This window comes from Clostridium puniceum (assembly GCF_002006345.1).
GTDB classification, from domain to species: domain Bacteria; phylum Bacillota; class Clostridia; order Clostridiales; family Clostridiaceae; genus Clostridium; species Clostridium puniceum.
On record NZ_LZZM01000154.1, the window covers coordinates 38,812 to 52,107 of the forward strand.

Annotated in this window: 13 protein-coding genes and 1 pseudogene; all 14 read left to right on the forward strand. The window is 28.9% G+C overall.

Annotated features, from left to right (window positions below):
• Positions 1–379: 379 nt before the first annotated feature.
• Positions 380–2,437, forward strand: coding sequence for a glycoside hydrolase family 9 protein (locus CLPUN_RS12400; protein WP_077847593.1), 2,058 nt, complete (start codon positions 380–382; stop codon positions 2,435–2,437).
• Positions 2,438–2,570: 133 nt separating this feature from the next.
• The gene (locus CLPUN_RS12405; protein ID WP_077847594.1) at positions 2,571–4,184 is read left to right on the forward strand and encodes a cell shape-determining protein; all 1,614 of its coding nucleotides are present in this window, start codon (positions 2,571–2,573) and stop codon (positions 4,182–4,184) included.
• Positions 4,185–4,336: 152 nt separating this feature from the next.
• Positions 4,337–4,492, forward strand: coding sequence for a zinc-ribbon domain-containing protein (locus tag CLPUN_RS12410; RefSeq protein ID WP_015392682.1), 156 nt, complete (start codon positions 4,337–4,339; stop codon positions 4,490–4,492).
• Between the two features lie 102 nt (positions 4,493–4,594).
• The gene (locus tag CLPUN_RS12415; RefSeq protein WP_077847595.1) at positions 4,595–5,143 is read left to right on the forward strand and encodes a phosphatase PAP2 family protein; all 549 of its coding nucleotides are present in this window, start codon (positions 4,595–4,597) and stop codon (positions 5,141–5,143) included.
• A 56-nt stretch (positions 5,144–5,199) separates the two neighbouring features.
• Positions 5,200–5,820 (forward strand): DUF5052 family protein, encoded by a 621-nt coding sequence (locus CLPUN_RS12420; protein ID WP_077847596.1) that lies wholly within the window; start codon positions 5,200–5,202, stop codon positions 5,818–5,820.
• A 112-nt stretch (positions 5,821–5,932) separates the two neighbouring features.
• A complete protein-coding gene (locus CLPUN_RS12425) occupies positions 5,933–6,289 on the forward strand; it encodes a hypothetical protein (protein WP_077847597.1) in 357 nt (118 codons plus the stop codon).
• Between the two features lie 133 nt (positions 6,290–6,422).
• Entirely contained in the window at positions 6,423–6,959 is a 537-nt protein-coding gene (locus CLPUN_RS12430) for a DUF6304 family protein (RefSeq protein ID WP_077847598.1), read from the forward strand.
• 447 nt (positions 6,960–7,406) lie between these two features.
• The gene (locus CLPUN_RS12435) at positions 7,407–7,868 is read left to right on the forward strand and encodes an Lrp/AsnC family transcriptional regulator (protein ID WP_077847599.1); all 462 of its coding nucleotides are present in this window, start codon (positions 7,407–7,409) and stop codon (positions 7,866–7,868) included.
• Positions 7,869–8,071: 203 nt separating this feature from the next.
• Complete coding sequence (locus CLPUN_RS12440) at positions 8,072–8,302, forward strand: hypothetical protein (protein ID WP_077847600.1); 231 nt, start codon at positions 8,072–8,074, stop codon at positions 8,300–8,302.
• Positions 8,303–8,538: 236 nt separating this feature from the next.
• Entirely contained in the window at positions 8,539–8,832 is a 294-nt protein-coding gene (locus tag CLPUN_RS12445; RefSeq protein ID WP_077847601.1) for a hypothetical protein, read from the forward strand.
• A 98-nt stretch (positions 8,833–8,930) separates the two neighbouring features.
• Positions 8,931–9,818 carry a polysaccharide deacetylase family protein gene (locus tag CLPUN_RS12450; RefSeq protein ID WP_242954122.1) on the forward strand — a complete coding sequence of 296 codons (888 nt, stop codon included), beginning with the start codon at positions 8,931–8,933 and terminating at the stop codon, positions 9,816–9,818.
• Between the two features lie 301 nt (positions 9,819–10,119).
• Positions 10,120–10,389, forward strand: coding sequence for an ACT domain-containing protein (locus CLPUN_RS12455; protein WP_077847603.1), 270 nt, complete (start codon positions 10,120–10,122; stop codon positions 10,387–10,389).
• Positions 10,390–10,402: 13 nt separating this feature from the next.
• The gene (locus CLPUN_RS12460; RefSeq protein WP_077847604.1) at positions 10,403–11,758 is read left to right on the forward strand and encodes a PFL family protein; all 1,356 of its coding nucleotides are present in this window, start codon (positions 10,403–10,405) and stop codon (positions 11,756–11,758) included.
• A 927-nt stretch (positions 11,759–12,685) separates the two neighbouring features.
• Positions 12,686–12,961 (forward strand): annotated as a pseudogene (locus CLPUN_RS12465) (YgiQ family radical SAM protein); the annotation flags it as partial.
• Positions 12,962–13,296: the final 335 nt, after the last annotated feature.

Genomic DNA, 13,296 nt, shown 5'->3' on the forward strand with positions numbered 1-13,296 from the left:
TTTATTTTGATATGTAATTAAAAAAGCAAATTATATTAAGCCCCCAAAAGGAATATATCTAAGATGTGAAGATTTACTGATGCCATTGTATTTCTACTCATCCCACATAATGTAGTTTCCACACATTAATCGCTATATTATTTTAGAATATTGCCTTTTAATAATATATGAGAACCTCTGTATTTGAATAGCTTCATAAATACAGAGGTTTCTTTTTATATTTTCAAGATAAATATTGTTAAATATAAAATTTTAAGCGTAAGATATATAAATTAAAAAAAATAGAATAAATAAGGAATAAAATTGCAATTTTAAGAAGAAACCAACTAAAAATTTAAAGAAAATAGTATAATTTATCTAAAAAGAGATGGGGGATTTTATGAATTTTAATAAAATAAAAAAGGTATTAGCACTTTTAACAGTAGCATCTATGTTTTCTACTGGAGGATTTGCGATGCCTGTTAATGCAGAAACTACAGATAACTATGCTAAAGCGCTTCAATTATCACTATATTTTTATGATGCAAATCAATGTGGAAATGTAAGTGGAACTAATAGACTTACTTATAGAGGGGATTGCCATTTAGCAGATGAGAAGGTTCCACTCATACCTAAAAGTGGTGGAAAGGGAACAAATTTATCTGCGTCATTTATAGCTGCTAATAAAAATGTATTAGATCCAGATGAAAATGGAAGTGTTGACTTAAGTGGAGGTTATCATGATTGTGGAGATCATGTGAAATTTGGGATGACACAAGGATATTCAGGCTCAACTTTAGGTTGGGGATATTACGAATTTAAAAATTCATATGCTAAAATTGGAGAACAAGATCATATAGAAAACATATTGAGATGGTTTAATGATTATTTCATGAGATGTACTTTTAGAGATGCAAATGGAAACGTTGTAGCTTTTGCTTATCAAGTGGGAGATGGAAATACAGATCATGGTTACTGGGGAGCACCAGAATTGCAAGCTACTGATAGACCAGCTTGGTTTGCAACAGCTGAAACACCTGCAAGTGATCAATGTGCAGAAGCAGCAGCTTCTCTTGCAGTTAATTATATGAACTTTAAGGATAGTGATTTAGTATACGCTAACAAATGTTTAGACACTGCCAAAGCATTATACAAATTTGCAAAAAATAACAGAGGCATAGGATTTTCAGGAGGATTCTATAATTCAGGATATGATGAAGATGATCTTTCTTGGGCAGCAGCATGGCTTAATCGTGCAACTGGAGATAAGTCATATTTAAACGATGTAATAGCTACAGATAGTAGTGGCAATTATACAGGATATTTGAAAAAGACTGTAAACAATAAATCATGGAATTATCGCAATAGCTGGGTTCATTGTTGGGATAATGTTTGGGCCGGAGTATACGGAATTCTTGCACCTATAACAAATGATTCAACATATTGGAATGAATTTAGATGGAATGCAGAATATTGGTCAGGAGTTACTCACCAAGATAATAGTGGAGGTTACTTAAATAAAACATCAGGTGGATATAGTTTTCTAAATCAATGGGGATCTGCAAGATATAACACAGCAGCACAGTTATGCGCTCTTATTTATAATAAATATAAACCTAATGCAGGAATAACTGATTGGTCTAAAAAACAAATGAATTATCTTTTAGGTAATAATCCACTAAATAGAAGTTATGAAGTTGGATATTCTGAAAAATCTGTTAAGTATCCTCATCATAGAGCTTCTCATGGATCAACAACAAATAAGCTAGAAAATCCAGTCGAATCAAAACACACTTTATGGGGAGCTTTAGTTGGGGGACCAGATGGCAGTGATAATCATATAGATTCAAGAGGCGAATATGTATCAAATGAAGTAGGCATTGATTATAATGCGGGTTTTGTTGGAGCTCTTGCAGGGCTTTATGAAATATATGGTGAAGGTCAACAACCACTATCAGATATTCCAGAAGTTATAAAAGTAAAAGGTGATACTCAAGCACCAACAGCTCCAAGTAATTTATCTTGCGACAGAAAAACCGCTAATTCTGTTACTCTTCTATGGACTTCGGCAACTGATAATGTAGGAGTAACTAGCTATGATATATATAATGGTTCAACATTAGTAGGAACAAGTCAAACATCAAGTTATACCGTAACAGGATTAAATGCAAATACAACTTATAGCTTTACTATAAAAGCTAAAGATGCTGCTAATAATATATCGTTAGCTAGTAGTCCGTTAAGTGTAACAACTAGTTCTGATGATAAATTATTGCTAGGTGATGTAAATGGTGACGGTGAAATTGATATGCTAGACTATATGGAATTGCAAAAATATATATCATTTGGTCAAGCAAACAACATAAATAAACAAAATTCAGATATAAATGGAGATACAAGAATTAATACAGCAGATCTTTTTGCGCTAAGAAAAATTATTTTGAATGATAGTTTATAAAGCTCTATAAATAACTTTTTAGAAACTTAAAAAACTTCTTTCTGGAAAAATTTAGAAAATAAATTTTTATTAAGAAGAAGTTTTTTTATGCTATAATCTAAGATAAAGAAAATGATTGTGATGGAGGAGAAAGGTGAATAATAAAATAAATTTAATTAGATTATTAAAAATATTATTGAGTGTATATTTAGTAATAGGACTACTCTTAGTATTAAACAGTTCTTTAATTTTAGATTTAAGTCTCAATATATTGACTATTGTTGGAATTTTTGTAGTATGTACCTTTGGATATGGATTTCTAATAAAAAATAAAAGATATATAATATCAGCAGTAATAGTGGCTATAGGTTATATTATAGTATTAATCGGATCTAGTCCATTAATGAACTATAATGCGCACAGAAATTTAATAGGAACTGTAGAAGAAGTAGATTTTTCAAGTCAAATAGAATATATAGATATTAATCAACTTCCTACAATAGATAAGGAACTTGCAAACAAATTAGCAGATAAAAAATTGGGTGAAGTCACTAGCCTTGGAAGCCAAGTTACAGTTGGAGAATTAGATTTACAAAATGTAAATGGACAACTGTATTATGTAGGACCACTTGAACATTCATCTTTTCTTAAATGGTTTACAAATAGAGAAGGAACAATAGGATATATTAAGGTAAGTGCCACAAATCAAAATGATGTAGAGCTAGTTACTAAGCTTGATGGAAAAGATATTAAGCTTAAATATTTAAATTCAGCTTATATTCTTAGTGAATTAAATAGAGCGGCGTATTTTAGAGATATGAAAGCAGGCCATACAGATTTCACTTTTGAATTAGATGATAGTGGAAGGCCATACTGGATAATTACAAGATATGATAATGGTGTTGGAATCACTGAATCAAAAGCTATTGGAGCGTTAATAATGGATGCTCAAACAGGTGAATCAAATGTGTATGATATAAATAATATACCAGGCTGGGTAGATAGAATACAACCAATTAACTACATTAATAGATATGTTAATAAATGGGGAGAATTAGTTCATGGAGTTTTAAATTTTACAGATAAAGACAAGTTAAAATCAACTGGTGATATGAATATAATTTATAATAAGGAAAAATGCTATTATTACACAGGTATAACTTCAGTTGGGAGTGATGAATCTCTTGTGGGATTTACCTTAACAAATACTAGAACTGGAGAAACTAAGATGTATAAAACTGCTGGTGCAACAGAAGAAGCAAGTATGAGGTCAGCAGAAGGCAAAGTTCAACAATATGGATATACTGCAACCTTCCCGTATTTAATAAATATACAAAATGAACCAACGTATTTTATGACACTAAAGGATTCTAATGGATTAGTTAAGCAATATTCTATGGTAAATGTTAAAAATTATAATACTGTAGGTGTAGGGGATTCTTTGCAGGCTACTTTAAATAAATATCTCGAAGGCTTAACTAATACTAATATTTCGCTTGAAGGTGGAAATCAAGATGAAGTAATAAAGGGTGAGGTTGAAAGAATAGGTGTAATCATTAAAGAAGGAACAAGTATATATGATATTAAACTTAAAAATAACGATAATATTTTCTCGGTTTCAACTGAAGCAGCTAGGGAGGTTGCTCTAACTAAAGCTGGAGATATAGTAGAAATGAAATATATTAAAGTTGGAAACGGAAAATATATATTAACCAATTCCTTCACTAATGTATCGTTTACAGAAATAGAAGAAAAAAAGAACCAATAATAAATTTTCATATTGTAATTTAAAATAGGATATGATATACTGAGAATGTTCCTAAGGGGATAAAAAAATATATCAAAGATTTAATTAGATTAAAATTTCTCCTTATGAGAAAGTATTAGTTAAGTAAGTCTTTAAATTTGGAGGAATTGAAAATGGAAGATAAAACATTAGTATGTAAAGATTGCGGAAAAGAATTCATATTCACAGTTGGAGAACAAGAATTCTACAAAGAAAAAGGATTTGAAAACGAACCAGTAAGATGTGCTGATTGTAGAAGAGCTAGAAAGCAACAAAATAACAGAAGATAGTTTCTGTTTGAAAAAATGAGCTATAAGAGTTTACTCTTATAGCTCATTATTATTTTATAAAATATACATATAGGTTACTAAGATAAGGAGATATAAAATATTATGTATATGATTCAAAATTTAGATAATAGTATTTTACAATTTATACAAATAAATATGAGAAGTCCATTAGGAGATAAAATTATGATTTCATTAACAAGCTTAGGTGATGGAGCAACAATATGGATGATGATTGGACTAGCATTTTTCATAAGCAAAAAATATAGAAAATATTCATTTATGATTATAGTTGCACTAATTTTGTGTTATGTGATAGGTAATTTAGGGCTAAAGCTTTTGGTTGCTAGAGCTCGTCCTTTTGATGTTATACCTTTATTAGAAGGTTTGCTAATTAAATCACCAACAGACTTTTCATTTCCATCAGGACATACAATGTGTTCATTTGCAGCTAGTGTAGTAATATTTTATATGAATAAAAGAATTGGAATTTTTGCATTAATTTTAAGTTCTTTTATTGGATTTTCAAGATTATATTTATATGTACATTATCCATCTGATGTTTTGGGAGGGATGATTATTGGAATTATAATTGGAATTTCAACTATAATCATATTTAAAAAGATTAAGAAACAAAGGGGAAAAACGTTTTGAAATAAAGGAATTTTAACAGTTTTGTAGAAATATAATTTTTGTAGGGGAGATAAAATATGAAGAGAAAATTTAAATTAGCAATTTTAGCTGGAACAGTATCTATATTAATTTTTTCTGGAATTGGCTGTGCAAAATTAAATGATTGGATAGGAAAAATAAAAGGAGATTTAGTAGGACAACATTTTACAATAAGTACATATGATGATTATGGAAATAAAACATTAACTATTGATGGAAAGAAAGTTTCTGTTGGATTACTTCAAAATAGTGAAAATTTTGATAAAAAGACTGAAGCTTTTAAATCAGAAGTTTTAGAAGTTACTATTAATGGAAATCAAATGTTTCAAGTAGGAAATACAACGATATTTGCAGAAGATGGAGTTGATATGGTAAAAGATTATCAGATTCCAGAAAATATAGAGGTTAATAAAGGTGGAGGATTAGTTTCAATTGACAGATTTGTTAATAAGATTAAAAATGATATAGGTAAAAAAAAGACGATAATTGTAAGTTCTCAAATGGGAATACCTATAGGTGTATATCAAGGGAATGATGTTTTTGTAACTATTCCAGAAGATTTGCCTAAAATGACAAGGTTAAATATAGATGGAAAAGCATTATATATACATAGAGCTAATTATACAATATTAGATAGTAATATGATTAAAAATAATTAAATTATATGATTGCTAATTATTTTGTTACATTAAAAACCTTTGTAGGAACTAAGAATATGTAATTTATTTATTAGGATATATATGTAAATAAAGGAGTACAGGTGATAAAGATATGAGTTGGAATTGCGCAGTATGGCATTCTAATTGTGTTAAAAGTAAAGAAGAGGCAGAGAAATTATACTTAAAGCTTTGTGAAGGTGATACATCATTAATAGGTCCAACACAAAGAACGCAGGAATTTTATGAAGAATTAACAGCTAAGCATCCAGAAATAGATGATATTAACGAGGATGAAGTTGGAGATTTAGATTTATGTCCTTGGAGTGTGACTTTTGACAAATCAGAAGGACATATTATTATGTCATGTGAATTTAGCAAGGCAGAATATATAAATACTTTAATAAAAGAATTTGCAAAAAAATATGGGTTATCTTTTTATGAGCCACAAAATAATACTTTTGTTTTATAAGTTTAAATTTGGAAAATAAAAAAATCATGCTTCTAATTTATGGGAAAGTATAATATAATAATAAGGTGGTTTTGAGAAGTCTTATAGGGGTATAAGAGAAAAAGTTTAAATTGAGGGGGATATAGAATATTATATGGTCAAATTAAAATATTCTGCTTTATATACTGATAATTTAGGGTGTGAGCAGGCAACAGTGTATTTTTCTAAAGAAGAATTTCAGCTTAAAGTAAGAGGGTGCACCTTTAAAAATGACAGCTTGAATTTTGATTTTTATGGTAAAAACTCAGAAAAATTTAATAGTCTTTTTTATTTAAAGGATGATGAATTAATAGATTATGTTTTAGATATAAAAATTCCTGTAACATTATTTTGTGATAATGAAGAACGCATAGAAAAATTATTATTGCGTGTTGAAAGACGTAAAAATTATTACAATAATTCACTTTCATTTTTTATAAGAGATGTATTTTATAAAGTTGAAGGATATGATTTGCGAGAATTATTAATTAAAATGCAAAAAGAATTACCACAAGAATATTACATGAAAGATTGTTTTTCATACATGTTTGAAGGTCACCATTTGAATTTGTTTAAGGTTGAAAGTAAAAAAATTAAGAAACTCCAAAGGGTTCCAATAACTTATATTAGTGACGATTACTGCTTAAGTTAGCTTGCGGTTTAATATATTTTTAATTTATATTTCAAGCTTAATTAGCTATAGATTATGTTGAATAATGCTAATTGCAGAAATTAAAATAGATAGCACATATTACGTATGCTATCTATTTTGGTTAATTAGAACAACTTATTATGGTTATGTTCATTAATAGTGTATGTCAAAAAAATAAAATATATGCACATAATAAAAAATATACAGACATTTTTATTAAGAAAAGAAAACTCTTGTATATTTTGAAGAAGGAATATAAAATATAACTATAAGAAAATGATTTTCGTTTAAATGATGTTAATTTAATAAAATAACGCAAAGAGGCGTATCGGTAACCAAGTATTATTTGATATGCCTTTTTATTATATATTTTTAATAATTAAGTATATAGAGAAACAATTTAAAATGAATTGTTATAAGTATTTTTAAGGAATAGAGGGATTACATATGGATAAAATTGATTATAAAATAATTGAACTTTTACAAAAAAATGCGCGTTATCCGCTTAAGCATTTGGCAGAGGAAGTTTTTTTATCAACACCAGCAGTATCAGCTCGTATTGAAAAATTAGAAAAAGCAAAAGTCATCACAGGATATTCAGCACATGTAGATCCATTGAAATTAGGCTATAATATCAAAGCATTTATTAACTTAGAAATGTCACCAAAACAAAAAACAGAGTTTTATCCTTTTATAGCTGAATGCCCTAATGTGCTTGAATGTAACTGTGTAACAGGTAAATATTCTATGTTAATAAAGGTTGCTTATCATACAACTTTAGAATTAGATGCATTTATAGGGGAACTTCAAAAGTTTGGCAACACAGAAACTCAAATAGTTTTTTCTACAGCTGTTGAGCATAGAGGAATAGATGTATCTTCAGAAATTAAAAAAGAACAAATTAAGTAAAAATACATAATTAATAAAAAGCTGTCTTAAATGTTAAATTTGCATTTTAAGGTAGCTTTTTTATATATAAAGAATAAAAAGTAGAATAACTTGAAATCTTATATCATAAAATTATATGAGGATAAATAAAAATAAAATCGTTATTAAAAAAGCAGCGTCTAAAGAATAGTTACATTATTAAATAATTATTGGGAGGAAATATTGTGAATGAATACGAACAAAGATTAAACGAAAATAAGAACATAATATTGAGAAACATACAACAGGGAAAAAGGGCAGGAGTTAATAAAGTTTCAGCTGTTTTCGCAGTTAGTAGGAGAGATGAAATTAGAAGAAACATGGTCACAGATCTGGCTACTTGGTTAATTACGGATGGGTACAAGGTATCGCTAAAAGAAGGCGAATTAGAGATTCTAACTATAGAGTGGGAATAGTAATACAAAACATACTTAAGGCTTATATGTTAAAGACTTAAGATATCTTTTGAATTTAAACAGTACTTAAAATGTACTAAAATACAAGTCATTACAAGAATAACCCCCTTTTTTAGTAAATTTAACTTTACTAGGAAGGGGTTATATTTATTACTGATTTATAGTTATAATTACTTTTTAGGGTTGAAATAATCTATTTATATTATATAATTTTAATTAAGCAGGAGGTGAAAGATATGAAGGTTGAGTTTTGTCTAATAGATAGTGGTGATATTGTATTTACAAAAGAATCAAAAGATTTGAAAGATGTAATTAACGTAATTACTAAGGTTGGAACGGAAATAAATTTATTTTTCAGCAAAGATGATTTCATTCATGGGTATGTACAAAGCGTAATGTATCAAGTTAATGCTGAAAGTAATGATGAAAGTCTAATTATATATTTTTCAAATGACTATGCAAAATCTAAGAGCAAAGAGAGAATATCAGCTGAACATTTAAGTACTACCCAAATAAGTGCAAAAAATTAATTATTGATTAATAATATAATTTTAAAGCAGTAAGTATAAAAATCTGACTTGCTGCTTTAAATTTATATTTGAATTATATGAATAGGCAGGAAAAATATATGAAAACAATAAAGAAGAATAAAACAGGGAATACAAACAGAACGAATATTGGACCGTTATTAATTAAATTGGTGTTATGCATGGCGGTAGTTATTACTGCTGCTTATTCTGTTATGGGGAATGTAAAATCCTCTTCAGAAGCAGTCTCTACCGAAGTAACAACTTCAGAAACTGGTACAAATCCAGTTAATGAAGGTACTACTACAAGAAATGATAAAATAAAGATACCAGTAATTTGTTATCATTCTATAAATAAAGATCCATCGGGAAAAAGTCCAATTATTATTTCTCCAGAAAAGTTTAGACAACATCTCCAAGCTATAAAGGATAATGGATATACAACATTAACAATGGCTCAATTTAATGATTACATATTGGGGGACAAGCCAATTCCCGAAAAGAGTGTTTTATTAACCTTTGATGATGGATATATGGATAATTACACTAATGCATTTCCTATATTAAAGGAATTTAATATGAATGCTACTATTTTTATTATATCAAGTTATATGGATGGTGATGTATATATGGCACCCAATAATATAAAAGAAATGAGTGATTATGGAATTGACATAGAATCTCATACAGTTTCACATTTAAGGCTTTCAGAATTGTCTTATGAGCAACAGTTTAATGAACTTAAAAATTCTAAACAAGCTATCGAAAATATAACAGGTAAGCCTGTTATTTCAATTGCTTATCCAGAAGGAAAATATAATGAAGATACTACTAAGGCTGTTTTAGAAACTGGATATGCTATGGGCTTTACAATTGATAGAGGTTATGTTGGAATAGGTGACAATACGACTCTATTAAGCAGATTGTGTGTAGATTACACATATAAACCTTATAATATAGAAAAGATATTAAAGAAGACTGCGAAATAAATTGTGATAGCGTAAAATAGACCAATAGATATATTCTTAATAGATAAATTACAAAAACTTAATGTTGTAAATAGCTTTAATACAGAAAATTAATTAGAATTTATATGAATGATCATTTTAATTAATACGAACAAAAGGGGAAAAATATTGCAAAATGTTCTGATAAAATTGACAAAATATAATATAAATTATAGAATAAATATATTGATGATGTAGTTTTTTAGTATTATGCAATTCTATCCGAATTGGATAATATTTTTAATAGGACATCTAAAATAACTTATGAATGGAGTAGATAAGCATGAAAGCAATATTAACAGTAATTGGGCAAGATAAAGTTGGTATTATAGCAGGAGTTAGTCAAAAAATGTTGGAATATAGCATTAATATATTAGATGTTAATCAAACTATAATGCAAGGTTTTTTCACTATGATAATGGTATTAGACTGCAAAGATATGAAGGGAAGTTTTGAAGAAGTTCGTGCAGGACTTACAGCAGAAGGTGAAAGACTTGGGGTAGAAGTTAAGATACAAAGAGAAGAAATATTTAAGTCAATGCATTCACTATAATTAGGAGGGGCTTATGAATACTAATAATATACTTGAAACCATTAAGATGATAGAAGAAGAAAAGTTAGATGTAAGAACGATAACAATGGGGATATCATTACTTGATTGTATAGATCCAGATGGTGATAAAGCTAGAATTAAAATATATGATAAGATTACAAAATCAGCAGAGCACTTAGTAGAAGTTGGGAGACAAATAGAAACAGAATTTGGAATTCCAATAGTTAATAAGAGAGTTTCAATAACTCCAATGTCAATAATTGCAGGAGCTACTAATGAAACCAGTTATGTAGAATTCGCAAGAACTTTGGATAGAGCTGCTCAAACGTTGGGAATAGACTTTTTAGGTGGATTTTCTGCATTAGTCCAAAAAGGATGTACTAAAGGTGATAAGATTTTGATTCAGTCAATTCCAGAAGCATTGGCTGTAACAAAAAAAGTCTGTGCATCAGTTAATGTTGGATGTACTAAATCAGGAATAAATATGAATGCTGTAAAAGATATGGCGGAAGTTGTAAAAAGAACTGCAGAGCTTACTAAAGATCAAAAGGGATTTGGATGTGCAAAATTAGTTATATTTGCAAATGCAGTCGAAGATAATCCATTTATGGCAGGAGCTTTTCATGGTGTTGGAGAAGCTGAAAGAATCATAAATGTTGGAGTGAGTGGACCTGGAGTAGTTAAAAGAGCTCTTGAAAAGGTAAGAGGAGAATCTTTTGATGTTGTCGCTGAAACTATTAAACAAACTGCATTTAAGGTTACTAGAATGGGAGAATTGGTTGCAAAAGAAGCATCAAGAAGATTAGATGTACCTTTCGGTATAGTTGATTTATCTCTAGCACCAACGCCAGCTGTTGGAGATTCTGTTGCAGAAATTTTAGAAGAAATAGGTTTAGAACAAGTTGGAACTCATGGTACTATCGCAGCATTAGCAATGCTTAATGATGCAGTTAAAAAAGGTGGGGTTATGGCATGTAGTCATGTTGGAGGCTTAAGTGGAGCTTTCATACCAGTATCAGAAGATGCAGGAATGATAGATGCAGTTATTAGCGGATCATTAAACTTAGAAAAATTAGAGGGTATGACATGTGTATGTTCAGTTGGACTTGATATGATTGCAATTCCAGGTGATACACCAGCTTCAACAATTGCAGGGATGATTGCAGATGAAGCGGCTATAGGAGTAATTAATAATAAGACTACAGCTGTTAGAATAATACCAGCACCAGGATGCCAAGTTGGTGATATGGTTGAATTTGGTGGTCTTTTAGGTACTGCACCTGTAATGAGGGTTAATGGAAAATCATCAGAATTATTTGCAAACAGAGGTGGAAGAATTCCAGCACCTATACATTCATTTAAGAATTAAATTAAACTACATACTAAGAAATAAAAAAATACCAGAGAAGCATTAATGTTCTTGGTATTTTGGTACTATATAAGTGTAAGTATTAACCAAGAAATATGGTTAGTATTTGCACTTGTTTTTATTATTGGTAATTTCAATCTATCTTTATATATTTTTGAATTTGAGTTTTTCATTTATCAATTCTATATTTATGTTCATTTTCTTTGAGAAAGTCATTTGAGAATTTTATTAATAGTTTGCATTAATGTTTCGTTTTTGCACAATAAATTCTTGGTATTCATCAAGATGAACTGCTGCAAAACTAACTAGGTTACTTTTGCAACAGCTCATTTTATATGAAAAATATATTTTATCATTCATTTATTCTATATATTGTTAGTGCAAATATAGATAAAGACTTCATCTTTAGTATTTTGTGATAAAAATAATTTTAGAAATAAAAGTATTAGTCAATAAATTTTAGAAGAAAAATAATAGAGGCCACCAATTAAAACCATTATTAAATCCATTATTAAATCCACAACAATTGTTACAACATCTATTGCAGCAACATCTATTGCAACAACATCTACAACATCTACTCATAATTTATTTCTCCTTTATATCTTTAATCATTTGTTATAGTAATAATATATTCAACATAATTAAAAAAGGTACACAAAAAGTTAGAAATTAAAAATTAAATTTTTCTTATTAAATAGTCCATATTCTTTTAAAGTAAATTGCTTAAAACTTAGATTTATAAAAATGTTTGTTAAAATTATAATTGAGGAATAAAGCAAATAACTTCTTTCATAATATAAATATTGGCAATTAATTTCTTTCAGAGATAAATAATAGAAATCCACTTATTCAGGTACAGAATTAAGCTGCTTTGTGTTATAATAGCGAAAGGGATAAAAGACACATAAGATAGTAGGTGGAAAGATGGTAAATGAAAAGAAATTTTTACCAATAAGTAAAAAAGATATGAGAGAAAGAGGCTGGGATGAGTGTGATCTTATAGTAGTCACAGCTGATGCATATATAGATCATCATAGTTTTGGAACAGCAATTATTTCAAGAGTCCTTGAAGCACAAGGATATAAGGTTGGAATAATAGCTCAACCAGATTGGAAAACACTTTACGATTTTCAAAAATTGGGGAAACCTAAATATGGATTTTTGGTTAATGCAGGAAATATGGATTCTATGGTTAATCATGTGCGACACGTTTCTAGTTTAAATTAATAAAGGCTAGACAATAGATATCAATTATCTATTAGAACTAATTTCTCGATTAGTCGAATGATAGAGTAACGTCTTGAAAGGCTAACCTTGATACTCCGAATAGCGTTTATATTATAAGATATAAAGGTTATACGCTCGGTGAAGTCAGTTGAGAGAACACCCTAAGTATGAGGGATCCCTAACATACAGGAAATGCGAACCAGAGATGGTCGAGTGTTTGATAGGCTGGAGGTCTATAAAAATATCTATGGTTAGAATGTCACTAAAAGTGACTGACAAAGTTTCGAATGTACGGTTCTATAAACCAG